Origin of the sequence: Gracilimonas sp., assembly GCF_031581265.1 — a bacterium.
Taxonomy (GTDB): domain Bacteria; phylum Bacteroidota; class Rhodothermia; order Balneolales; family Balneolaceae; genus Gracilimonas.
Genome location: NZ_JAVLBQ010000040.1, coordinates 1 through 23,702 on the forward strand (window position 1 = coordinate 1; position 23,702 = coordinate 23,702).

At 40.5% G+C, this 23,702-nt stretch carries 23 protein-coding genes and 1 pseudogene; 14 read left to right on the forward strand and 10 right to left on the reverse strand.

What is annotated here, in order from left to right:
• Positions 1–104: 104 nt before the first annotated feature.
• Together RI561_RS12130 and RI561_RS12135 are read right to left on the reverse strand one after the other, a co-directional pair.
• Complete coding sequence (locus RI561_RS12130) at positions 105–875, reverse strand: TatD family hydrolase (RefSeq protein WP_395080512.1); 771 nt, start codon at positions 873–875, stop codon at positions 105–107.
• A 484-nt stretch (positions 876–1,359) separates the two neighbouring features.
• Positions 1,360–2,214 (reverse strand): hypothetical protein, encoded by an 855-nt coding sequence (locus tag RI561_RS12135; RefSeq protein WP_395080513.1) that lies wholly within the window; start codon positions 2,212–2,214, stop codon positions 1,360–1,362.
• A 135-nt stretch (positions 2,215–2,349) separates the two neighbouring features.
• On the opposite strand from RI561_RS12135, the gene RI561_RS12140 reads away from it, so the two are divergent.
• The 13 genes from RI561_RS12140 (at position 2,350) to rodA (ending at position 16,007) form a co-directional block, all read left to right on the forward strand.
• Entirely contained in the window at positions 2,350–3,129 is a 780-nt protein-coding gene (locus tag RI561_RS12140) for a tryptophan 2,3-dioxygenase (protein ID WP_395080514.1), read from the forward strand.
• A 95-nt stretch (positions 3,130–3,224) separates the two neighbouring features.
• The gene (locus RI561_RS12145) at positions 3,225–4,409 is read left to right on the forward strand and encodes an aminotransferase class V-fold PLP-dependent enzyme (RefSeq protein WP_395080515.1); all 1,185 of its coding nucleotides are present in this window, start codon (positions 3,225–3,227) and stop codon (positions 4,407–4,409) included.
• A 433-nt stretch (positions 4,410–4,842) separates the two neighbouring features.
• Positions 4,843–5,208, forward strand: a complete 366-nt coding sequence (locus RI561_RS12150) for a four helix bundle protein (protein WP_395080516.1) — start codon at positions 4,843–4,845, stop codon at positions 5,206–5,208.
• Positions 5,209–5,278: 70 nt separating this feature from the next.
• Positions 5,279–6,337 carry a recombinase RecA gene (recA, locus tag RI561_RS12155; protein ID WP_395080517.1) on the forward strand — a complete coding sequence of 353 codons (1,059 nt, stop codon included), beginning with the start codon at positions 5,279–5,281 and terminating at the stop codon, positions 6,335–6,337.
• The gene (locus RI561_RS12160) at positions 6,327–7,022 is read left to right on the forward strand and encodes a regulatory protein RecX (protein ID WP_395080518.1); all 696 of its coding nucleotides are present in this window, start codon (positions 6,327–6,329) and stop codon (positions 7,020–7,022) included. The genes recA and RI561_RS12160 overlap by 11 nt, the downstream gene beginning before the upstream one ends.
• Positions 7,019–8,104 carry an AI-2E family transporter gene (locus RI561_RS12165; RefSeq protein ID WP_395080519.1) on the forward strand — a complete coding sequence of 362 codons (1,086 nt, stop codon included), beginning with the start codon at positions 7,019–7,021 and terminating at the stop codon, positions 8,102–8,104. The genes RI561_RS12160 and RI561_RS12165 overlap by 4 nt, the downstream gene beginning before the upstream one ends.
• 78 nt (positions 8,105–8,182) lie before the next feature.
• Positions 8,183–8,773 carry a phosphoribosylglycinamide formyltransferase gene (gene purN / locus RI561_RS12170; protein ID WP_395080520.1) on the forward strand — a complete coding sequence of 197 codons (591 nt, stop codon included), beginning with the start codon at positions 8,183–8,185 and terminating at the stop codon, positions 8,771–8,773.
• A gap of 5 nt (positions 8,774–8,778) precedes the next feature.
• A complete protein-coding gene (gene purH, locus RI561_RS12175) occupies positions 8,779–10,353 on the forward strand; it encodes a bifunctional phosphoribosylaminoimidazolecarboxamide formyltransferase/IMP cyclohydrolase (RefSeq protein ID WP_395080521.1) in 1,575 nt (524 codons plus the stop codon).
• A 141-nt stretch (positions 10,354–10,494) separates the two neighbouring features.
• Positions 10,495–11,559, forward strand: a complete 1,065-nt coding sequence (locus RI561_RS12180; RefSeq protein WP_395080522.1) for a rod shape-determining protein — start codon at positions 10,495–10,497, stop codon at positions 11,557–11,559.
• Between the two features lie 14 nt (positions 11,560–11,573).
• On the forward strand, positions 11,574–12,416 hold the full coding sequence (gene mreC, locus RI561_RS12185; protein WP_395080523.1) for a rod shape-determining protein MreC: 843 nt from the start codon (positions 11,574–11,576) through the stop codon (positions 12,414–12,416).
• Positions 12,413–12,901 (forward strand): rod shape-determining protein MreD, encoded by a 489-nt coding sequence (gene mreD / locus RI561_RS12190; protein WP_395080524.1) that lies wholly within the window; start codon positions 12,413–12,415, stop codon positions 12,899–12,901. Before mreC ends, mreD begins: the two co-directional genes overlap by 4 nt.
• Before the next feature lie 6 nt (positions 12,902–12,907).
• On the forward strand, positions 12,908–14,764 hold the full coding sequence (gene mrdA, locus RI561_RS12195; protein ID WP_395080525.1) for a penicillin-binding protein 2: 1,857 nt from the start codon (positions 12,908–12,910) through the stop codon (positions 14,762–14,764).
• Complete coding sequence (rodA, locus tag RI561_RS12200) at positions 14,757–16,007, forward strand: rod shape-determining protein RodA (RefSeq protein ID WP_395080526.1); 1,251 nt, start codon at positions 14,757–14,759, stop codon at positions 16,005–16,007. The genes mrdA and rodA overlap by 8 nt, the downstream gene beginning before the upstream one ends.
• A gap of 9 nt (positions 16,008–16,016) precedes the next feature.
• Here the strand turns inward: rodA and RI561_RS12205 are convergent, their stop codons facing one another.
• Complete coding sequence (locus RI561_RS12205) at positions 16,017–16,631, reverse strand: ribonuclease HII (protein WP_395080527.1); 615 nt, start codon at positions 16,629–16,631, stop codon at positions 16,017–16,019.
• Positions 16,632–16,745: 114 nt separating this feature from the next.
• On the opposite strand from RI561_RS12205, the gene RI561_RS12210 reads away from it, so the two are divergent.
• Complete coding sequence (locus RI561_RS12210) at positions 16,746–17,858, forward strand: VWA domain-containing protein (protein ID WP_395080528.1); 1,113 nt, start codon at positions 16,746–16,748, stop codon at positions 17,856–17,858.
• Positions 17,859–17,908: 50 nt separating this feature from the next.
• On the opposite strand, the gene RI561_RS12215 is transcribed toward RI561_RS12210, so the two are convergent.
• The 7 genes and pseudogenes from RI561_RS12215 to RI561_RS12245 all read right to left on the reverse strand — a co-directional run.
• Positions 17,909–18,454: an OmpH family outer membrane protein gene (locus RI561_RS12215; protein ID WP_395080529.1), complete on the reverse strand. Its 546-nt coding sequence runs from the start codon at positions 18,452–18,454 to the stop codon at positions 17,909–17,911.
• A 26-nt stretch (positions 18,455–18,480) separates the two neighbouring features.
• Positions 18,481–19,008, reverse strand: coding sequence for an OmpH family outer membrane protein (locus RI561_RS12220; protein WP_395080530.1), 528 nt, complete (start codon positions 19,006–19,008; stop codon positions 18,481–18,483).
• A gap of 10 nt (positions 19,009–19,018) precedes the next feature.
• Entirely contained in the window at positions 19,019–19,558 is a 540-nt protein-coding gene (locus RI561_RS12225; protein WP_395080531.1) for an OmpH family outer membrane protein, read from the reverse strand.
• A 4-nt stretch (positions 19,559–19,562) separates the two neighbouring features.
• Positions 19,563–22,007, reverse strand: coding sequence for an outer membrane protein assembly factor BamA (gene bamA, locus RI561_RS12230; protein WP_395080532.1), 2,445 nt, complete (start codon positions 22,005–22,007; stop codon positions 19,563–19,565).
• A 29-nt stretch (positions 22,008–22,036) separates the two neighbouring features.
• Positions 22,037–22,864: an isoprenyl transferase gene (locus RI561_RS12235; protein WP_395080533.1), complete on the reverse strand. Its 828-nt coding sequence runs from the start codon at positions 22,862–22,864 to the stop codon at positions 22,037–22,039.
• A gap of 75 nt (positions 22,865–22,939) precedes the next feature.
• Positions 22,940–23,410: a 6,7-dimethyl-8-ribityllumazine synthase gene (gene ribH, locus RI561_RS12240; protein ID WP_395080534.1), complete on the reverse strand. Its 471-nt coding sequence runs from the start codon at positions 23,408–23,410 to the stop codon at positions 22,940–22,942.
• 1 nt (position 23,411) lies between these two features.
• A pseudogene (locus tag RI561_RS12245) lies at positions 23,412–23,702 on the reverse strand (PHP domain-containing protein); the annotation flags it as partial.

Below are 23,702 nucleotides of genomic sequence, written 5' to 3' on the forward strand. Positions count from 1 at the left end.
GTTTATAATACTTGTTAACCATTGTATAGCAATATGTTACAAACAATCATAACATGCTATACTTCATAAGACCCTTAGCTAATATAACATCTTCATGATTTTTTTCAACTTTGGCTTATCCCAAACAACCGCTCTGCATTTTCTGTTGTTATCTCATCAATCTCATCCAAACTCTTCCCAAAAATTTCGGCTAATTTCTCCGCTGTAAATTTCATAAAAGCCGGTTCGTTACGCTTGCCGCGTTTAGGAGCTGGAGAGAGATACGGCGCATCGGTTTCAAGCATCATTTTATCCAAGGGGAGCTGTGCCACTGTTTTGTCTACTCCGGCGTTTTTGAAGGTAAAGACTCCGCCTATCCCAAAATGCAGGCCGAGCTCAATGGCTCGCTTCCCCTCCTCCACCGTTCCGTTGAAGCAGTGCCAGATGCCGGTCATACTTCCATCCTGCTCCTGCTCAATAATATCCAGCATATCATCGGTACTCTCCCGGTTGTGGATGATAATGGGCTTGCCCACTTGCTTGGCTATTTTACAGTGGATGCGAAAGCTTTCCTTCTGTTGTTCCACAAGTTCGGTGCTCCAATAATAATCGAGACCGGTCTCTCCCACGCCGTAGAAATCATTTCGGGTACAATATCCAAGTAATCTTTCTTCAAGATCTTCGGGAACCTCTTCTTTCACATCACAGGGATGAATACCTGCCATTTTGTAGAATTCAATATCGGGGTGCGACAATTGTTCCATTTGCGGAATGGAGTCGAAATCGATGGCCGGCATGAAGATGCCTTTTACCCCGGCTTCTACTGCTCGTTGGTTTACAGCATCGCGGTCTTCGTCGAATTTTGGGAGGTAGATGTGGGAGTGAGTATCGAACATGTTATAGTTTGTTTGATTTTTCTTTAAAGGTAGGAATTATTGAAACTCGAATTTTAGGGTCTTCCTGATGGGGTTGTTCATTTTGGGTTGATCCTTAATTTTCCATTGGCTGATTGCTTGCCCAACCTCCGATAAACATTGATCCATTACAACCACCCGGGCGGAGGTTCTTCTTTTCTTACGCTGTTACCACGGGTTAAAACCCGGGGCTACAATCGAACGTCCCTACCGGGACTTGTGTGGACTGCATCAAAAGCAGAATTATAACCCCAGGCCGAAACCAATAAATCCCGCAGGGATGGCAGATTGTAGCCACGGTTTTCAATCCGTGGATAAGGCGAAATACCAAAGCCAAGTCCCAGCGTGACGGACCTAAAAAAGGCAGATTTTGATACATAAAAATTGAAATTTCCCTTCAAAATCATATTCGTATTGAACAGCACCTACGCACTAAATCCGCGATATCAGGTTTCTATTCCAAATTCTATGTAGTCGCAGTATCAGAAAAATGAAGCGCCAGGTGCTCGATGGGATTACGAACTACGGATGCTACTTCCACTCCCTTTTGTTTAGCGCAGGCTCGGAGTTTACTTTCATAGACCGAAGCCACTGTTCCCACAAAACAAACGTTATATGAGGATGTTTTTGCAGGAAATGTCTCTGAAACTTTATCCAGGAAATCAGAAAATCCATCATGAATAATTTGCTGCATTTGGGGGTGCTGCGATTTGGAGCTTAAAGCTTTACCAATGTCACTTAAATACGATTTTGCTTCTTTGGGTATCTGCACATTTCTGAATATTTCATGTATTTCCAGCGAAGCCTCCGACTCCAAAAAATCACCCAATTCCTTATCCAATTCACCCCCCAAATAGGCCATCAAAATTCGCTTTCCGATATCAGTTCCACTGCCCTCATCTCCCTGCGGATATCCTAAAGAAGGCATTTGTTTGGTAATGGCCTCATCCTCAAAAACACCGGCACTTGAACCGGTTCCCAGGATACACACAATTCCCTTATTCTCTCCAAAAAGTGCTATTCCTGCCGCATCTAAATCAGTTTGAACGGTGATCTTAGCAAACTCAAACACTTCCTGCAAATAAGTTTCTACCTCCTTTTTCTTTTGGGGTGAACCGCATCCTGATCCAAAAAATCGTATCTCGCCAATGGCCTTACCCAGTAGGTTAGGTTTAAGTTCTCGGGTAAGAATATTAAGGAAGTCAGTAGCCTTTACAAGATGTGGATTCAGTCCTTCGGTTTGAATGAATTGAGGGGAATCATCCCCCAGTAACACCCAGTCCGTTTTGGTAGCACCACTATCTGCGATCAATGTATTCATACAATGATAGTAGGAATTTTTTAACAAAATCGTGATTGATTATTCTCCAATGTATTTAAAATCACTCATCTCCGTTAACTTTTAGCAAAACAATCCTGAACTCGGTATTATCCACGTGAACCAAATTTTTGCTTTATGAGCCTAACATATACCAATTATCTCAAAATCGACGAACTTACTGACCTCCAAAAACTTAAATCTGATCCGCCTGAGCACGATGAAGTACTTTTCATCATTATCCACCAGGTTTACGAGTTGTGGTTCAAGCAAATACTGCATGAATTAGGGAAGCTTCGACGAGACCTGGAAGCGGGTAAAACCTGGGCATCGGTCAAGACTATGCGGCGAATTCTTACCATCTTAAAAACCATGGTCTCACAGATCGATATTTTGGAGACTATGACACCGCTGGAATTTATCAGCTTCAGGAAGTTTTTGGGCCAGGCCAGTGGATTTCAATCGCTGCAATTTCGGGAGATGGAAATTGTGTGTGGACTTCGGTTTCCGTTGATGAAGGAAGCTCACAAAGATCAGCCCAAACACATTAAAGTCTTGGAATCGAGGATGGAGGAATCTACCCTTTGGGAAAGTTTCTGCGCGTACATGCGAACCCGAGGATACGAGCTTCATCCCCAAAGAGAAAATGAAAAAGGACTGATCCATGAGCCGTCTGAAGAAGATCAGGAAGTATTGGTGGAAGCCATGAAAAACGATCCCGAAGCAGCCATGGTGGCCGAGTTATTTGTGGATTATGATGAGGGATTGCAGGAATGGCGTTATCGGCACGTAAAAATGGTGGAAAGAACGATAGGAACCAAAAAAGGAACCGGGGGCTCAGACGGAGCAAAATATCTTCATAAAACCCTGAATAATCCTATTTTCCCTGACCTTTGGGCTATCCGATCGCGGTTTTGATCATTCGTGATAGATTGAATGTTTCTTATGGAATGAATTTCAAACAATTCAGTTTCATACAACCACCAATATGGAATCCAATTTAAAGTTACACTATGTCAGACATTGATACCTTAGCAAAAAAACTTGCTCCCCACTATTCTCACTTTGATGTTACCAATCGCCTCCTCTTTACCGGTCATTCTCACCAAGCCTGGCCGGATGTAGCCCGGGAAGGACAAACCGAATATTTTGATGTATGCGCCCGGGAAGTGGATAATAAATGGGATGTGGCTTTTGAAAAGACGGAAATTCTCAGAAATTATCTTCGTGATTTTTATGACGACCCCCAGGGACTTTACTGCCGCGAAGAAAGTACGCACGTTTTGTTTGTTAGCTGGATGAGCAGCCTGGATCTGAAGAATAAGCCTAAGATTATTTCAACAGATGGTGAGTTTCATTCGCTGTTTCGCCAACTGCATCGATTGGAAGAAGAGGGATTGGAGTTTGTTCGCGTCCCGGTTCAACCCGACAATTCTTTTGCAGAACGTATCATTAATGAGATGGATGATTGCACTTCGGCTGTTATGCTTTCCCGGGTCTATTTTGAAACCTGCCTCATCAATAACCATTTGACAGAAATTGCTGCCGCAGCCCGGGAAAAAGGAATTCCTGTTATGATTGATGATTATCATGGTACCAATGTAGTCCCCCTATCTATCAAAGAAGAAGGCTTGGATGATTGTTTTATTCTGATCGGTGGATATAAATATCTGCAATGGGGTGAGGCCAATTGTTTTCTTCGGTTCCCAAAATATTGTGATTACCGTCCCGCAATAACAGGATGGTTTGCTGCATTTAATTCTCTTGATAAACCCCGGACTAATGATCCCGTTGAGTATGATGATGGGAATCAGCGTTTCGCAAGTGGCACTTATGATCCTTCCTCTCAATTTCGCGCTGCCAAGGTAGTTGAGTTTTTCCAGGAACAAGGGTTGACCCCCGAAGTTCTACGCAGTCAATACAAAGCACAGGTGGGTATGTTACGGGAACGGTTTTTGGCGAAGAATTTTAGTCCTTCTTTGATTCGACTGACCCATGAAGAGCCTTTGGAAAAGAATGGGGGATTTTTGTCACTCACTTCCCCACATGCCAGAGATATCCGTGCCCGATTAATGGAGAACGGCGTTTTTACGGATGCACGTGGTGAGATTTTAAGATTTGGTCCTGCTCCCTATATCACCACCTCCCAAATTGAGCAGGCCATGGACGAATTGGAAAAGGTAGTTAAGGAGATTTGAATCCTAACCAAATTATCACCCGATAATTTATTGTGGTTTATCATCCCTGCGGGATTTTTATTCGTTACACAACATCCATGCCGGAGGGATGAAAGAATATAGCCACGCGGCTTCAGCCCGTGGTTAATTGAATGCCCTACACCCAAGTCCCAGCGGGACGACCCAAATTGAGAACAATTTCGAACTCAAATTAAAATTAGTCCCAAAGGGACTACCAACTTTTCTAAAATTTTTTGTAAGGAATTGTCATTTCAACGCTCTTACTCTACAAACAGAAAACAATTTGGGAATATGAAAAGAATCAAAAGTATGTTTGTCTATCACATATATTGAACATATATTCATTCCTACTTAAAAAGGGTGACATAAGTTGTCATACACTGAGCATATATTGAATGTAATGAAAACTCAAAGTACCAAATAACAATTTTCAATGACTAACCCGAATAAAATATTTGATCTTGAGATGCGGACCTATTTGTTTGCTCAAGACGTCAGAAAATTTGTGCGAAGGGTTCCAAAAGATGTTTGTAACATAGAAGATGTTAAACAATTGGTTAAAAGTTCTGGTTCTGTAGGTGCAAATTACATCGAAGCGAATGAGGCTTTAAGCCGCAAAGATTTTTATTATCGGATTAAGTTGTGTAGAAAAGAGTCGAAGGAATCAGCATACTGGCTGAAGCTATTGAGTTTATTTGATAAAAACGGTCTTGAAGTAGTCAGAGCTAAACTTGTAAAAGAGTCAGATGAATTGATCAAAATATTTTCATCTATAGTTAAGTCACAGAAGGTAACTTAATTGATAATTGGAGCTTGTTTATTGAAAATTTGTCATAAAAGAATATCAATCATAAAAAAACAAAACAATCATGGCTAAATCAGACGATCGACAAAAAGCCCTCGACATGGCCGTAGGGCAAATTGAAAAACAACACGGCAAAGGTACCATTATGAAGCTGGGTGCTGAATCCATCCAGGATATTGATGTAATTTCAACCGGCTCCATCATGGTAGATTATGCTCTTGGGGTACAGGGAATTCCACGCGGAAGGGTTACCGAGATCTACGGTCCGGAAGCTTCCGGTAAAACAACGCTTGCCCTTCAGGTAATTGCAGAAGCACAAAAAGCCGGCGGTTATGCAGCCTTTATAGACGCCGAGCATGCTTTTGATCCGCGTTACGCTAAAGCATTAGGCATCAACGTAGAAGAACTGCTTGTTTCTCAACCGGACAGTGGTGAGCAAGCGCTCGAAATCACCGAAACTTTAATTCGTTCAGGCGCCCTCGATGTAGTAGTTGTTGACTCCGTTGCGGCACTCGTGCCCCGGGCCGAACTGGAAGGCGAAATGGGTGATTCTCACATGGGTTTACAGGCACGATTGATGTCTCAGGCTATGCGGAAAATCACCGGTATCATCAATAAAAGCCGAACTTCTTGTATTTTCATTAACCAGGTTCGGGAAAAAATTGGGGTGATGTTTGGAAATCCCGAAACCACAACCGGTGGACGTGCCCTCAAATTTTACTCTTCTGTACGAATTGATATCCGAAGAATCGGTTCCATAAAAAGTGGCGATGACGTGGTAGGAAACCGCACAAAAGTAAAGATTGCCAAGAACAAGGTTGCCCCTCCTTTCAAAGTCGTGGAGTTCAACATTATGTACGGTAAGGGAATCTCACGTATTTCAGAGATCCTCGACCTTGCTGTTGAATACGATATCATTGAAAAGCGCGGAAGTTGGTTCCGTTATGGGGGTGAGCCGATTGGACAGGGCTCCGATGCGGCTATGCAATTCCTCGAAGAGGATCCGAAACTTGCTAAGAAGATTGAGGAGACAGTCCGGGCTAAACTGATGGGTAAAGAACTCGAAGAAGAGCAAGAGGACGAAAAGGAAAAGAAAAAAGAGAAAGCAAAGAGTGAAGACTAAACGGAAGTCAAAAGAGGAAAAGCTGGAGGAAGCCCGGCGGCTTCTTCCGGCAACTATTTCTGAGATACAAGTTCAGAAAAAGAATGCTACCCGATTTTCTCTTTTTGCTGATAACCAATTCCTGATTGGTGTATCAGAATCTACACTTACCAAATTGAATTTAAAGAAAGGCGTTGAAATAACGCCTTCTTTATTTGAACAAATAGTGGATGCTGAGAACCACTGGGCTGCTCGTGAATATATGTTTCGCATCCTCTCGAGGCGTGATCATTCCAGAAAAGAGCTCAAAGATAAAGCTTATAAAAAAGGATATTCAGGTCATTATATTGAAGACATCCTGGATGAATTTGAGTCTAAAGAATACATTGACGACCATAAATTTGCGATGACTTTTGCCCAAGAAAAATTTGAATTCAATAATTGGGGACCCTATAAAATTCGAAATCAGCTTTTCAAAAAGGGAATCGCAAAGTCTGTTATTGAAAAGTGTATAGAAGAAGCATTCGGAGCTGAGGCGATAAAAGAAACCATGTTCGAATTAATACAAAAGAAAAAGAAACGGTACCTTCGTGAACCGGAAGAAAAACGCAGAAAAAAAATATTCGATTTTTTAATGAGAAAAGGGTACGATTCAAACAGTATATTAAAGAGTATAGATGAACTTTTGGACCTGATTAAAGAATGAGAAATATCACGTTGGATAAAGTAGTGCGCTTTGTGCTGGGACTGGCAGCAGTAACAGTCGGACTGCTCATTCTATACAATTACTCAAATCTTGTAGTATTCCTGGTGCTGGCGATGATTCTGAGCTACATCTTAGACCCTTTCGCTAACCGACTTCAATCAATTGGGTTAAACAGAACTTTTGGAATTATCATTATTCTATCTACCGTTGTTCTAATTCTGATCTTTATTTCCACCAACGTAATACCCATTATCGCCAATCAGATGGCCGAGCTAACCGCTCAGCTCAGTTTAGAAAATATTCGGCAAATAGCGGCACGGGTAGAAACACAACTGACCAATAAATTCGACTTTTTACCTGATGGATTTTTGGTCAATAACATCACCACCGTCTTCGACGAACTCTTTAATGTAAATCAGATTTCATCCATCGTTAGCAACGCTCTGGGGATTTTCACCAATATCTTCTCGGCCGTGTTAGTCGTTCCCTTTGCTGCATTCTTCTTTCTGAAAGATGGAACTAAAATTCGCAGGGACCTGCTGCAATTGGTGCCCAACAAATATTTTGAGACTACCCTCACCGTAATCGATAAAATTGAAAAACGTCTCGGCCTTTATTTTAGAAGCGTGCTGATGCAGAGTTTCTTAGTTGCTTTATCATCTTGGGCTACGCTTAGCGTAGCAGGACTTGATAACTCAATGTCTGTGGGTATTGCCGTCGGCTTGGCTAATACCATCCCCTATTTTGGTCCGGTGCTGGGTTACTTTTTGTCCGTTATTGTATCCATTATTGAAACTGGAAACTTTTCTTTAGTAGCAGCCTGTATTTTGGCAATCTTTATTGTACAAATTTTGGATAACGTAGTATTTCAACCTATGCTTTTTTCACGGTCGGCAGATATGCACCCGGTGGCTATCTTATTTATTATTTTAATTGGAGCTGAAACCGCCGGGATATTGGGAATGCTTATCGCTATTCCGCTGGCTACTGTTATTAAAATTACTATTACACAGTTAAGCTGGAGCTTTAACAATTACCAGATTTTCAGGCGAGACTTATCAAGTTCAACCGGGCCTGATTAGCTTCAATTAATTCTTCATCCCATCTAAACTTTTGCTATATTTTCCGCCCTATCAGGCAATGCAAAACCCTATGATCTTTTGAAAAATCTCGTTGTTTTTGCCTCCGGCTCGGGCACTAACTTTCAATCCATTATTGACGCTGTAGAAAGCGGCGAACTTACCGCCAATATTGCCGGACTTATCACCAATAAACCCAACATTGGAGCTCTTGAAAGAGCTCTAACCCACGGTATCCCTTCTCGAATTATCTCTCCACAAGAATATTCAACTGAAGATGAATTTGCAGAAGAACTTCTCAAACAGCTCAGGGCGTGGGGCACAGATCTGATTGCACTCGCTGGATATTTGAAAAAGATTCCTTCATCCGTCATTCGCGAATATGAAAATCGGATATTAAATATTCACCCCGCCCTATTACCCAAATTTGGTGGGAAGGGATTTTATGGGTTGAATGTACATAAAGCCGTCATTGAGGCCGGTGAAAAAGAATCCGGCTGTTCTGTGCATATCGTTACGGAGGAATTCGACGAAGGGCCCGTAATTACACAAAAAAAAGTTCCAGTTCAAAACGATGACACTCCAAAGAAATTAGCTCAGCGTATTTTAGAGCAAGAGCACAAACTTTATCCTGAAGCCATTCAAAATCATCTCAAAACCCTAAAAACATAGTACTCGTGTCTTTAAAACCACTTTCATCACTTCCCACAAATCCATTATCCATCAAAAGAGCTTTAATTTCTGTATCTGATAAAACCGGATTGCCTGAGTTAGCTAAAAGTTTGCACAATTCAGGGGTTGAAATCATTTCTACCGGTGGAACGGCTAAAATGATCAAGGCGGAAGGAATTCCGGTGAAGGATGTATCTGAGATTACTGGCTTCCCGGAATGTCTGGATGGAAGGGTGAAAACGTTACATCCAAAAGTACACGGAGGCATTTTAGCCCGTACTTCACACCAACCCGATGTTGATGAACTCAAAGAATTGAATATCACTCCTATTGAATTGGTAATTGTAAACTTGTACCCTTTCAAAAATAAAGTAAGTGAAGAAGATGTGACAGCAGCTGAGGCCACAGAATTTATTGATATCGGCGGGCCTACCATGATTCGTGCGGCTGCAAAGAACTTTGCTCACGTTTCCATTTTAAGTTCCCCATCTCAATATCCGGCTTTCATCGAGGAACTTGAGGAAGACATGGCAATCAGCTTTGATACAAGACGCAATTTAGCCAAGGATGCCTTTGCCCATACCGCAGATTACGACAGCGCCATTGCCAACTACTTCACCACATTAGTAGAAGAACAACCTGCCACGCAGTTTAATGTGTCTCTTCCTCTCTCTCAGGAATTACGATATGGTGAAAATCCACATCAAAAAGCTGCTGTATATGGGAATCAAAATGATTTTATCGATTGCTTCCATGGCAAACAGCTAAGCTTTAATAATTACCTGGATGTGGATGCTGCCTTAAATATCATTTCTGACTTTGAAACTGAGGAACCTGCTTGTGCTATCATTAAGCATACCATCCCAAGTGGAGTTGGGGTAGCTGACACCCTAGAAGAAGCTTATAAAAAAGCATTCAGCACCGACCGCGTTTCCCCCTTTGGCGGAATCGTAGTAGTAAATCAAAAGCTGGATGTAGAAACTGCGAAAGCCATTGACGAGATTTTTACCGAAATCATCATTGCTCCGGATTTTGATGAGGATACTCTTGAATTACTTACTCAGAAAAAGAATCGTCGTCTAATTCGGATTAAAAAATCTGTCCGGGGTGCAGGCGGTTCTTCTTATCGCTCTATCTTCGGAGGACTACTTAACCAAGAATCCGATTTGATTCCTGCAAACTCCGATGACTTTAAAGTAGTTTCTAAGCGTAAACCTTCTGAACAGGAAATGAAAGATCTTCTTTTTTCATGGAAAGTAGTTCGTCATATTAAATCAAATGCCATCGTTTATGCCAAAGATGGCAGAACACTTGGTATCGGCTCGGGTCAAACAAGTCGTGTTGACTCTTCAGAAATTGCTGTTGCAAAAGCCGGCAAAGAAGGATTAGACTTGAAAGGTTCAGCCATAGCTTCAGATGCATTCTTTCCTTTTGCGGATGGTGTTGAGGCCGCAGCTAAAGCAGGAGCACGTGCTGTAATTCAACCCGGTGGAAGTATCCGTGATGAAGAGGTTATACAAAAAGCAGATGAATATGATATGGCTATGGTATTCACCGGAAAGCGCCATTTCAAACACTAATTTGTTGTTGAGTTTTTTTTAAAAAAAAGTTCTACAAAAAATTTTAATAATCCTTATTTATACATTCGCAAATACAAGTTCAATATTGTATTTTTGAATATTCTATACTCCATTAAAGTTCAAATTTTTTAAAAAGCGCCAATGTCAGAATCACGTGAAGTGAATACCTCGGAAAACTCTAAAAAACAAACGCAGAAAGGCTTTCTCGATTTTCTTTATACCGATATCGCAATTGATTTAGGCACGGCCAACACGCTTATATACTCCCGGGGTGAGGGCATTGTTCTCAATGAGCCTTCGATTGTAGCGCTGAATCAACAAAATGTACCCGTTGCTACCGGGCATGAAGCGCGACTGATGCACGAAAAAACACACAGTAAAATTCGCACTGTACGTCCGCTTAGAGATGGTGTAATTGCAGATTTTGAAGTTGCAGAACAGATGATCCGGGGTATGATCAAGAAAGTTAAAATGAAGTGGTACTCTACTACACGCCAAATGGTGATATGTGTTCCCAGCGGAATTACTGAAGTTGAGCGCCGGGCCGTTAGAGACAGTGCCGAACACGCCGGAGCTAAAGAAGTTTATTTGGTTGATGAACCCATGGCTGCCGCTATCGGTATTGGTTTGGATGTTCATGAACCGGTTGGAAGTATGATTGTTGATATCGGGGGCGGAACTACTGAAATTGCGGTTATTGCATTATCAGGTATTGTGTACGCTCAGTCTGTACGACTTGGAGGAGATGAACTGAATGATGACATCATCAACTATTTTCGCAGAAATCATAATCTGCTTATTGGTGAAAGAACCGCAGAAAAAATTAAATGTGAAATCGGTTCAGCAGCTCCTTTAGATGAAGAACTTGAAATGATCACGAAAGGACGTGATTTAGTCAATGGAGTTCCAAGAACACGCCATATAACTTCCAGGGATGCCCGCGAAGCGATAGCAGAATCTGTGAATACTATTGTGGAATCTATCACCAAATCACTGGAGCAAACCCCGCCTGAATTATCAGCCGATATTCTTGATCGTGGTATTATGCTAACCGGCGGTGGTGCACTACTTAAAAACCTTGATAAATTGATCATGGAAACAACCGACCTGCCAGTTCATATTGCTGAAGATCCCTTGACTGCAGTAGTTCGTGGCACCGGTGCCATACTTGAAAATCTTGAATATTACCGTCCGGTAATTTCTTAATATCCAGAAAATGAATGCGATTTAGATCGTTACAGCTAAGTGATGCTAAGGACTACATAATAACCGCCCTCATTTTGATATCTGCCCTTGCTATTATGGTTGGCAGACATCAAGGAGGGTTAGATACGCTGCGAAAAATTTCTATCACATCACTAAGCTTACTGGAAGAACCTCTCGCCAACATTCGGGTATATCGGCAAGCCCTTAATACCAACACTTATCTACAACGGCAGAATATATTATTACAAGATGAACTTAGCCGACTGCGAGCTATAGAACAGGAAAATGAAGAATTAAGGCGGCTCCTTGGCTATGAAAGCCGCAGTGATTTTGACCTCACCCCGGTTCTTGTGGTAAGCAAGAAAGTGGATGGCTTTAACAACATATTAACGATTGATGCCGGTACCGATGACGGTTTAAAGGAAGGAATGCCTTTAGTTTCTTCTGATGGTTTGATCGGTAAAATTGTGCTTGCCGGTAAACATTATTCTCAGGTAATGCCTTTTTATAATACCTTATTTAAAGTTAGTGCCCGTGTTCAAGAGAATCAGGTAAATGGTATTGTCAGCTGGACCAGAGAACGATATGGGGAACTGGTAATGGATTTTGTGCCCAAAACGGTAGCAATTGATTCCGGATTTGTCATAGAAACTTCAGGGAGCAGTAATCAATTTCCCGGTGGAATCCCCATAGGTTCGGTAACAAGAGCTGAACCTCAACAAGGGAGAGAAACGCAGCGGGTATTCTTAGAACCCTATGTATTGTTAGCTGATCTTTCCCAAGCATTCATTATTGAATTTGAACCGGACACCAACATCGCTAAACTTGATGAAGACTATAACGAGCTATTTGAATGAGCAAAGAAACCATTAAAGATTTATTAGTTGGATTAGGATTTGTGCTTATTGAAGTACTCATTTTTCAACATTTAAGTTTCTATGGGATCACTGCCGACCCCCTGCTCATATTTGTATTATGGATTGCCTTAAAATATGACCGTTTTCAGCTTATCTTGATTACCGCTGTATTGGCTTTCTTTCAGGATGCCCTGTTTGATTTCTGGGGGATCAATTTATTCGCCAAAACATTAATGATCTTTGTTATCTATAACTTTATAAGAAGATGGCGTGAAACTCGTTTGCTGCTATGGCAAATATTCTTAGTCATATTTTTGGCAGCTTTATTCCATAATCTACTATTCATTGGTCTGGCAGGTGTCGTCAATTTGGCCAGTGTCATAAATATTTATTCGGTAGGTCTGATGCCCATAATTTTTGTACTCGGCAGTAGTTTATATACTGCATCACTTGGCAGCATGCTATTCATTTTCAAAGGAAATTAATTTTTAATGAGCGTCAACCAACCTAATAGAACAAGAACTTCGATTCGAGCTCTTCAGTTCATCATGTTGAGTTTAACACTCATTGTATTGGGAAGAGTGTTCTATTTACAGATTGTTGAGTATGAAGTTTATGCGGCCTTAGGTCAAGAAAATTCTGTTCGTCAGGAATATGTGGATGCTGCACGTGGGTTGATTTATGATCGTAATAACACGCTTATAGTTGATAACGAACCCATTTATTCTATTACCATAACTCCCTCCCTTTTTGATGATAGTAAGATCCCTCTGCTTAGTGAAACATTAGGGGTTTCCGATTCTCTGCTTTCAAGCAAAATTTCAGAAGCACAAAATTATTCATGGCACAGAACATCTAGGTTATTTACGGAAGTTGATTTTGCTACATTCTCAGCTATTCAGGAAAATTTATGGCAATTGCCGGGGATAGGGCACCAAATTGAGAGTAAGCGTCATTATCCAACACCAATGAAAGCATCCCATGTGCTGGGTTACCTTCGCGAGGCCGATGAAGACGAATATCGAAGCTCGCCTGATATCAGACTTGGTGACAAGATCGGTAAAAGTGGTCTTGAAATGATTTATGAGGACACCTTAAGAGGAAAATTTGGCATTAACTATCAGCGGGTAAATGCTTTAGGACAATCTATTGAGGATTACGAAGATCCAAGCTTGGGACGTCCACCCCAACGAGGCACTGATATTATCACAACTATTGACGCCGACTTACAACTGCTGGCCGAAGAGTTAATGGAAGGCAAAAAAGGCGGATTGGTTGCCATAGATCCAAATTCTGGGGCCATTCTAGCCATGGTCAGTTCTCCACAATATGATCTCAGCCGGCTTTCCGGTCGATTAGATCTTTCATATTGGCAGGAAATTAATGCAGACTCCACCACTCCACTTTACAACCGGGCTATCTCAAACAGACAACCACCTGGCTCAACTGTAAAACCGTTAATGGCACTGATTGGATTAACGAAAGGCCTTATCGATGAAAATACTACGGTCTATAACAGTGGTGCATACATTCGTGGGCGCCCGTATAGAGATACAGCCCCAACCGGCAGCTATGACCTTCAAAGAGCTATCACCTTTTCAAGCAATACCTTTTTCTTTTCCCTGATGGATCAAATTGCAACCAAGGGTTTACTAAACGAGTGGAGCTCAATGATCAAAGACTTTGGCCTTGGAGTGCCTAATCCCATCGACTTACCCTATGCGAGTACCGGCATTGTACCTGATAGTTCTTATATGAATAATGCGTTTGGTCACAATAAATGGGGAGTCGGAGATTTGTTAAGCATGGGTATCGGGCAAGGACTTCTGTCAGCCTCTCCTCTTCAAATTGCACAAATGACCAGTACTATTGCCAACGGAGGTTACAGGGTTGAACCTCATGTAGTACAAGCTACCAGAAACCCCAATTATGGATTAAAAACTAAAACCACATCGAATACTCGTATTGACTGGTTAGAGTCTTCCCATGTTGATCATGTAAAAGAAGCTATGAGAGGAGTAATTGCAGAAGGAAGCAGTGCATATTACACCAATAACCCGGATGTGCCTACAGCAGGAAAAACAGGTACCGCTCAAAACCCACATGGAAGAGATCATGGGTGGTTCACCTCATTTGCCCCCTACGATGATCCTCAAATAGTAGTAACTGTTTTAATTGAAAATGGAGGATATGGGTCTATCTCAGCCGGACCTGTGGCTGCTGTACTGATCGAGAAATACATTGAAGGTGAAATTTCCCGAAATTTCGTCTATGATTATGTACTTAATTTTGTATCCCAGCCTACGGATTCAGAAAAATTAGAAAACCAAGAGGCCGAGAATGAATAACCTAAGGGAATTAAGCTGGTCCGTACTTTTTACCTGGGTATTTCTATCCATTGTTGGCTTAATTGCCATTTACAGTGCTACCCAGGGACCTGTTTCAGAATTCTTACCTACTTATATCCAGGACAACTTTCTAAAACAATCCATTTGGATATTGATGTCTTTGACTGCTTTGATAAGCATTCTTTTTATATCGCCAAGGACTTTTGTTCAACTTTCCTATGCTTTATATGGAGTAGGCATAATCCTCATGATACTTACCTTGGTATTTGGGACTGAAATAAACGGCGCTAAAAGCTGGTTGCGCATAGGCCCCGCTAATTTGCAAACCAGTGAGCTCATGAAAATTGCTACCATTTTAGCCACTGCCAACTACCTTACAAGCCGGAGAGATATATCAGCCGAAAATGTTCGATATGCCATCAACGCGGTTATCATGATACTTATACCAACCGTTTTAGTTTTTATGCAAAATGATTTGGGTACCGCTTTAATTTTCATGGGGCTAATTCCCGTTATGTTATTTTGGTCAGGATTACCCTATGGGGTCTCTCTTTTTATTGTATCGCCTGCTTTAATTGGGTATCTGGCAGTAATTGGCTGGTATTATGGATTGATAGCTGCAATAATTCTAACTGGAATCATATTTTTCATACAACGGCGGGTATGGCTAACCGCTACCTCATTGGTAACCGGACTTTTAACGGTTTCAGGAGTTCAATTTGCAATTGCTAATATATTGCAACCCCACCAGATAGCTCGGATCTCAGCATTTACTAATCCCTCATTCGACCCAACCGGGGCAGGGTGGAATGTAATACAAGCTAAAACCGCGATAGGCTCTGGAGGTTTAACAGGCAAGGGATTTCTTGAAGGCACACAAACACAATTGAAGTTCCTACCTGAGCAGTGGACCGACTTTATCTTTTGCGTGATTGGGGAAGAGTTTGGCTTTGTAGGAGCAGGTATTGTCGTATTAGCCTTCCTTTTTCTATTCATACGCCTTTTAAATATGGCAGGGAATCATAAACACCCATTTGCCCAACTGGTTACCGTTAGTATTGCCTCCGTATTCTTTATTCATTTTTTCATAAATGTTGGAAGTGCTACAGGATTAATTCCGGTAATCGGACTTCCCTTACCTTTTGTCAGTTATGGAGGATCTGCATTTCTGACCAATACTGTTATGCTGGCCATCTGTTTAAATATGGATTTCTATAAACGTGAGTTCAGTATTTACAGGTAGCTTTTACAGCTATTTCAGCTCTCTTTCTATTATTGTTCCCAAATTAAAGGAATGCCTGTGGTGCTTGGTATAGCCATACTCTTTTAAAGCTTTTTTATGAGCAGCCGTGGGATAACCTACATTTGAATTCCATCCATACTCAGGGAATTTTTGGTGTAGCTCTCGCATAAGATTATCCCGGTATGTCTTTGCTAAAATTGAAGCTGCTGCGATACTCATTGAGCGATCGTCTCCTTTCACCAAACAGGTATATGGGATCAGTGAATCAGTGTATCTGTTTCCATCAACTAATAAGTACTCAGGAGCAGGATCTAAATTATCCACACATTTTTGCATAGTTTCCAAAGAAGCCCAAAGAATATTCAATTTTTCTATTTCCTCTATACTCCCCTCCTGTATGGTCCATGCCAGGGCTTTCTCTTTGATGATTTCAGCCAGTTCATCTCTTTCTTTTTCTCGGATAGTTTTACTGTCCCTAATTTTGTCGATAACCGTACCCGGTTCAAATATAACACCGGCAGCAACTACGGGGCCGGCCAAACAGCCTCTGCCCACTTCATCTAATCCCACAACATATTGATACCCTTCACTCCATAATTTCTTCTCAAATTGTAGTCTGTCCAAATTCTGAGTTGTTTTCATACACTTTTAATTTACCAAGCTACTCACTTACAAGTTTCTTCTAAAATATGGAACTCAATTGATTAAGTTAGTATTTCATAAAGAAAAAGGAGGTTTATGCATTTTCGATATTTTGAATGGGACGAGCGCTTTGCAAAAAACAAAGGTAAATCTCCTTTTGACACCTTATGGGATCTTTTTCAACAGCTGCTTACGATCTCCAGCGGTGAAGTATCACAAGCATTGAAATGGCTAACCGAACTTGATAAGGAGTATGATATTACCGGCCAATTTGATGAAGATTACTCCCTTGGCGATTTCATCGATGAACTAAAAGAACGAGGTTACATTGAAAATGATAAGGAAGGCTCCGGCTTTATCATGACAAAAAAATCAGAGCATAGTTTAAGAAAACGTTCTCTTGAAGAAATTTTTAAAAATCTTGATAAAGGAGGTTTAGGGTCCCACAAATCTCCTCATACCGGCAAAGGGCTTGAACGTCAACCTGAGACTCGTAAATGGAATCCTGGCGACGATATAGGGCAAATTGACAGTGTTGGCACGATGCTGAACATGCTCAACCACAGCTCTATTGATGCCTTCAATCTTCAGGAAGATGACTTAGAAGTTTATGAAACGGATCACTACACCTCCGTGGCTACAGTTCTTTTAATTGACTTGAGCCATTCCATGATTTTATATGGGGAAGACCGAATAACTCCGGCCAAAAAAGTAGCTATGGCATTATCTGAATTGATTATGAACAACTATGCTAAAGACTCATTGGATATAGTGGCCTTTGGTAACGAAGCATGGAAAATTTCAGTAGACGATCTTCCTTATCTAAAAGTCGGGCCCTATCACACCAATACTAAGCAGGGATTGGAGATGGCACGTCATATCCTGCAACGTAAAAAATATGCCAACAAACAGGTTTTCATGATCACCGATGGAAAGCCTTCCTGTATGATTGAAAATGGAAGGTTTTACAAAAACAGCTTTGGTTTAGACCGTAAAATCGTGAATAAAGTACTTGATGAGGCCGTAAAATGTCGGAGGGACCAAATCACCATTACCACTTTTATGATTGCCCAAGACCCATATTTACAAAGTTTTGTGCGCGAGATGACCGAAGCTAATAAAGGAAAAGCCTACTTTGCTTCATTGGACAACCTTGGTGAATATATTTTTGAAGATTATATCCAAAACAGAAAAAAATACGTGAAATAAAAAAGCCGTCCTTTAGAACGGCTTTTGTTTTTCCTTAAAGAGGAATATTGTTAGTTAAACACTCCTAACTCTTGCATAACTGCGTCAGTAATATCATACTTTTCCTGATATTCCTGGGAAGCGTAAAGTATAATCTGATCACCGGCTGAGGTCGTTGTATTTAAAACCATGGTAAGTCCCATTTCCTCTGAAACTGCGTCAATAGCTGTACCTATTTGCTGAAAAAGAGGGCCTAAAAGTTCCTGCCGGCGTTGTTGAAGGGCTGTCTCTGCTTCTCTTTGAGCTACAGTCAATTCCTGTTGCATTTGCCCCAGTCTTTCCTGTTCTCTTTGATTAGCTTCTTCCGAAATAACTCCTGCTTTTTGCTCGTACTCAGCAACAGCAGTCTGAAATTCTCTTTCTTTTTGAGCAAGCTCTTGCTGTTTTTGCTCAGCAAAGTTAGTAAGCCTTTGTTGAATGGCTCTCATTTCCGGCATTTTTGCTAAAACTGCCTGAGGATTTACAAAACCAATTTTCGTTTCTTCCTGTGCCTTGGCCATATCGGTAGCGGAGAAGGCTATAAAAAGGGAAATTACCAGTATGCTTAATTTCTTCATTACTATATCTGTCTGTTAGTGAGTTATTATTGGAGTTTCTCTAAAATACGATCTGTAACGTCAAGTTCTTCACTGTTGGCAAAAAAGACAATTGCATCACCAGCTGAAGTACCCTCGTTGAGGATTAAATCTAAATCCATTTCCTCAGCTACTTCTTCCATAGCAGTGTTCATCCGTTCAATGATTGGAGCCATTAGTTCACTTCTTCGCTGACGAATACGATTCATCATCGCTTCACGATCTTGCTCAAACTGCTGGTTAAGTTCTATCAATTCTTCCTCACGAGACATTCTTTCTTGCTCAGAAAGAGTTCCCATACTGGATTCATATTGGGTAAAGATATCCTGCAATTCAGTAGCTCTTTGAGCCAATTCTTCATCACTTTCAGTGATCATAGACTCAATTTGCTGATCTACTTCTGCAACTTCCGGCAGTTCGCTCAAAATTCGAGCAGGATTTGTGTATCCAATTTTTACTTGAGCAACAGTTTCTTGGAAACTAAAAACAGCCCCAATGAAAACAATCGCCAATGTTATTTTTCTACTTATATTCATATTTAATTATTTATTGTTCTTCTACTTCTATCCCTAATTGTTCAAGAATTAAGTTGTTTAAATTATATTCATTTTTGGCATATACAAGATTAATTTCACCGGAACGATCAAAAACAAAATCTAAGGCTTCTCTTTGTGCAACTGCTCTTACGGCAGCAAAAACTTGTCTTTGAATAGGTTCAAGTAATTCACGTTGCCGGGTAAAATATTCTCCTTCGGGGCCAAATTTTTCAGCAATGTATTGTTCTTTTTCTTGCTTCTTTTGGGTGATCTCTTGTCTCTTTTGGTTACGAATTTCTTCGGTATATAGTATTTCTTTAGCTTCGTAATCTTCTTCCAATTGTTCTATCTCATTTTCAATACGTGTTACTTCCTCTCTCCATTGTGAACTAAGAAGATCAAGTTGCTGTTGAATTCCTTCATATTCAGGAATTCGTTCCATTATATAATCGGATTCAAAGAAACCGATATTTTGATCCTGTGCCATAACCTGCAAGGAACCGGCCATGAGGAATAAAATTATTAAAAATTGTATTGTTTTTTTTGTCATTCTTCTAAAATGGAGAACCAATATTAAATAAAAACTCCCAATTACCTGGCAGAATATTACTTCCGCCTGCAACTTCCACACCATCTAGTCGATATCCATAACTCAGATCTACAAGTCCTAACACCGGTAAATATAACCTTGCGCCAAAACCTACAGATCGTTTTACGTTAAATGGATCAAAATCTCCGAAGTCAAGATACGAATTTCCTGCATCTACAAATGTGTAAGGTATTACCTGAACCTGTTCATTTTGAACTGCCGGATACCTCAACTCAAGAGAGTATTTACTGTACATCCTACCTCCAACTTTTCGACCATCTTCAATTGGGGCTATACTTTCGCGAGTACCACCGGGATAACCTCTTAAATCAATGTTATCGTACAAAAAGCTTTGCCGTTGTTGTAGTTGGGTACCACCAACCAAGAATTTATTTAAATCACTTCGCTTGTCTTTCGTAAAGTAACCGATGTATCCGTAGTTAACCTGACTTGTCATTACTAATTTATCTACTACAGGTACATGATACTGATAATTGGTTTTAATCTTATAATACTCAGAGAAATTTGGCAATGGAGGCGCAAATTCACCTGAAAGAGAAAACTTAGAACCTGAAGTAGGTGAAATAGGATTATTCAGCGAATTACGTTCAATTACCTGTTCAACAGTAAGTAAACTTGAAGTCCCTTCGGCAAAAAATGATTGTGTGCCGGCAACATCATATAACTGATAGCCTATGACAGTCCGCTGTGAAAAGAGGTCATCAGGCCATTTCAGTCGTTTACCAACTGATACAGAGCTCGAAAATAACTCATTTTTCTCATTGCTGTTTGAGTAATTCAATAAGTTATAAGAGACATTGAATCCAACCGATGTCGGCTTTCCTCTAAACCAAGGTTCTTGAAATCCAATACTATAACTTTGGTACCCGGTTCCTGTAACCTGAACGCCAATAGATAAACTTTGGCCATCGCCGGAAGGAATGGGCTTCCACCCTTCTTTCTCAAATGCCCTTTGAATGGAGAAATTATTGAAATTCACCCGGGCCGATAGAATAACCCCAATTCCAGCTCCACCATACCCCCCTGAAAACTCAAAGTTACTGGTACTTTGGGTATCATCAAGCGTGTAGTTGATGTCAACCGTTTTATCTTCCGGGTTAGGAATAGGCTGGGGGATTATATTCTGTGGATCAAAATATCCCAATTGTCCAAGTTCTCTTATAGAGCGTATAATAGCCTGCCTGCTGTAGGTGTTACCAGGAACTGTCCGTAAAGTACGGCGGACTACATCATCATGCGTACGGGTGTTTCCGCTGAAATTAACTTCCCTGATCGTTGCTATTTCATCTTCATAAATTTCGACATGAATATCCAGGGAATCTTCTGCTACTTTTGTAATGTTTGGAATAATTTGAGCAAATAAATAACCAACATTTTGATACAGACTGTTTACACTATTATCTCCTACATTAAAATTCTCATCAAAAAGACTTTCATTAAACACATCCCCTTTGTTGAATCCTAAGGCTTCTTGCAGTGTCTGATCAGTATAAACGGTATTTCCTTCCCATGTGATATTTCGAACTTTATATTGAGGGCCTTCTGCAATATTTAGCTGAACACGTATTCCGGTTTTGTCACCTTTATAATTGTAGGTATATACTGAATCTTTGAGAATTTGGACATCCGTGTATCCATTTTCTCTGTAAAAGCTCAGTAGACTTTCCTTCCCTTCAATGAACTCCTCTTCTTTAAAGACTTTTTTCCCAAAAATTTTCCACCAGGCATCTTCTTTCAGGGGCTTCATTTTTTTTCGCAGTTTTCTGTCAGAAAAAGACTCATTTCCATTGAATGTAATATCTTTAATTTCTAAACGCTCACCGCGGTCTATATCAAAAATCAAACGGACTCTGTTGTCAGTACCTTCTATTTCTTCTGTACGAGTTTCAATGCTTGTATACCAATAGCCCTTGTCCTCATAAAATCTTTTGATCGTATTTTTTGCCTGTCCAATGGTCGCATCTGTTATAACGGTACCCGGACTCAAAATCAGTAATTCTTCCAGATCGTTACGCTCAGAACGTTTAATATTTTGCAGGCGGTAGTCCATAATTCGAGGTTGTTCTTCTACTTCAATCATGAAGCTTATCCCCAAAGTAGTTCTATCTGTAACATATATCTTGATATCAGAGAACAACCCTGAGCGATACAACCTGGTAATAGCTTGATTTACGACATCACCCGGATAAACAACTGTGTTACCGGGAATGAGTAAACTTGTATTTATAATAAATTGCTCCCGGGTTCTCTCATTTCCTTCCACCTGAACATCTTGAATTTCGTATTCAGCCGGACTTAGTGTAGTGGGATCGGTAAGTTCAATATCCTGAGCATAAGAAATAAGAGATATGAGACTAAATAATGTGAGTGCAAAAAGTGATTTTTTCAAAAGTGTAAACACGCCTTTTGTTTAAATGCTTATGATTTCTTGTTGACTAAACGAGATGAATAAGAGTTTTCGTCTTCAGATGTTGAAATTTTTCCAAATCTTCGGTCCCTTTTCTGGTAGGAACGTATGGCCTCATATAATTCATCTCTTCTAAAATCGGGCCAGTATGTTTCAGTGATGTATAATTCGGAATATGCCAGCTGCCATAGTAAGAAATTACTGATTCGATATTCACCGCTGGTTCTTATAATTAAATCGGGATCAGGTACATCGGCTGTGGAAAGATGATCACTGATCATCTGGTCGTTTATTAATTCTGGATCCAAACGCCCTTCTTTAACATGGGTAGCTATTTTTTTGACCGCTTCTGTGATATCCCATCGACCGGAATAGCTGAGAGCCAAACATAACTCCAGCCTTTTATTGTCTTTGGTAAGCTCTATGGCTTCTTGAAGTTCATTTTGACAACTTTGCGGGAACCGTCCCATCTGTCCTATAGTGGAAAGTCGTATGTCATTTTCATTTAGATTATCTGCTTCTTTTCTTAAAGAAGAGACCAGTAATTTCATTAAACCACGAACCTCTGCTGAAGGACGTCCCCAGTTTTCAGTTGAAAAAGCATAGAGTGTTAAATACTTCACGCCAAGTTGTGCGCATGACTCAGTGATATCCCTGACTGAATCTACACCCACTTTATGGCCATGCAAACGAATACTTCCTTTATTCTTTGCCCACCGGCCATTGCCATCCATTATAATGGCTATATGAAGAGGAATTTCACCGGAGTTATTAAGAATCTCCTGGTTTCTTTTATCTTCCTCAGTCTGAATTTTGTTTGTTAGAGTAAGCTCTTTCAAGTGATTTTTTGGGCTGGTTTTCAAGCTTTGAAAATTAGAGCTTTGATTTTCCTTTATCAAGGCTAATTAATTTACTCAAGATGTAAGTTTTTGATCGATAGAGATCATTTCAAGCAAGGCCAAAGCTGCTTCTCCACCCTTGTTTCCTTTATCGCCTGCGCGTTCTAAGGCTTGTTTTACATCATCCGTTGTAAGAACCCCAAAGGCTACCGGTTTATTATGTTTTAAAATTAAATCGGTGATTCCGCGGTTAACAGCGTCGCAAACATATTCAAAATGAGGAGTACCGCCGCGTATTACAACGCCAATGGCAATAACCCCATCCACCTCTCTATTCTCTAATATCTTTTGAACCGTTAGGGGTATTTCATAGGATCCAGGACACTTTACCACTGTGATATCATCTTCTGATATTCCATTTCCTTTTAGTGCTTGTAAAGCTCCTTCAAGCATTTTATCCGTTATCATGGAATTCCATCGGGATACTACAATTCCCACTTTTACTTTACCGGCATTTGTTGACCCTTCAATTATTTCAGTAGCCATATCAATTTTTAATTTCGATGATGTTTTTTCGTTGTTCTGTCATTCTCTTCATTTTATCTACGTGCTTGAGAGCGATGGTTACAATTCCAAAATTTGTGTAGCCGGCATCTTTTCCTGTATGGGTGTCACTACCCCCTGTCATTAGTAATCCTTTGCTTTCGCAAAGCTCAGTATATTTTTTTTGGAGGGAATAATTATGACTGGGATGAATACATTCAATTCCATCAATTCCGGCTTCAATAAAAATATCAATTTCATCACTTGAATACATCTTTCCCGGATGGGCCAATAC

What these genes read in the sequence shown, in the direction of transcription:
- RI561_RS12165 (WP_395080519.1), top strand. Translation starts at nt 7,019, where the DNA reads ATGAGAAATATCACGTTGGATAAAGTAGTGCGCTTTGTGCTGGGACTG.
- RI561_RS12180 (WP_395080522.1), top strand. Translation starts at nt 10,495, where the DNA reads ATGTCAGAATCACGTGAAGTGAATACCTCGGAAAACTCTAAAAAACAA.
- RI561_RS12220 (WP_395080530.1), bottom strand. Translation starts at nt 19,008, where the DNA reads ATGAATATAAGTAGAAAAATAACATTGGCGATTGTTTTCATTGGGGCT.
- mrdA (WP_395080525.1), top strand. Translation starts at nt 12,908, where the DNA reads ATGAGCGTCAACCAACCTAATAGAACAAGAACTTCGATTCGAGCTCTT.
- RI561_RS12145 (WP_395080515.1), top strand. Translation starts at nt 3,225, where the DNA reads ATGTCAGACATTGATACCTTAGCAAAAAAACTTGCTCCCCACTATTCT.
- RI561_RS12210 (WP_395080528.1), top strand. Translation starts at nt 16,746, where the DNA reads ATGCATTTTCGATATTTTGAATGGGACGAGCGCTTTGCAAAAAACAAA.
- RI561_RS12215 (WP_395080529.1), bottom strand. Translation starts at nt 18,454, where the DNA reads ATGAAGAAATTAAGCATACTGGTAATTTCCCTTTTTATAGCCTTCTCC.
- RI561_RS12135 (WP_395080513.1), bottom strand. Translation starts at nt 2,214, where the DNA reads ATGAATACATTGATCGCAGATAGTGGTGCTACCAAAACGGACTGGGTG.
- ribH (WP_395080534.1), bottom strand. Translation starts at nt 23,410, where the DNA reads ATGGCTACTGAAATAATTGAAGGGTCAACAAATGCCGGTAAAGTAAAA.
- RI561_RS12150 (WP_395080516.1), top strand. Translation starts at nt 4,843, where the DNA reads ATGACTAACCCGAATAAAATATTTGATCTTGAGATGCGGACCTATTTG.
- RI561_RS12225 (WP_395080531.1), bottom strand. Translation starts at nt 19,558, where the DNA reads ATGACAAAAAAAACAATACAATTTTTAATAATTTTATTCCTCATGGCC.
- RI561_RS12140 (WP_395080514.1), top strand. Translation starts at nt 2,350, where the DNA reads ATGAGCCTAACATATACCAATTATCTCAAAATCGACGAACTTACTGAC.
- mreC (WP_395080523.1), top strand. Translation starts at nt 11,574, where the DNA reads ATGCGATTTAGATCGTTACAGCTAAGTGATGCTAAGGACTACATAATA.
- mreD (WP_395080524.1), top strand. Translation starts at nt 12,413, where the DNA reads ATGAGCAAAGAAACCATTAAAGATTTATTAGTTGGATTAGGATTTGTG.
- RI561_RS12130 (WP_395080512.1), bottom strand. Translation starts at nt 875, where the DNA reads ATGTTCGATACTCACTCCCACATCTACCTCCCAAAATTCGACGAAGAC.
- recA (WP_395080517.1), top strand. Translation starts at nt 5,279, where the DNA reads ATGGCTAAATCAGACGATCGACAAAAAGCCCTCGACATGGCCGTAGGG.
- rodA (WP_395080526.1), top strand. Translation starts at nt 14,757, where the DNA reads ATGAATAACCTAAGGGAATTAAGCTGGTCCGTACTTTTTACCTGGGTA.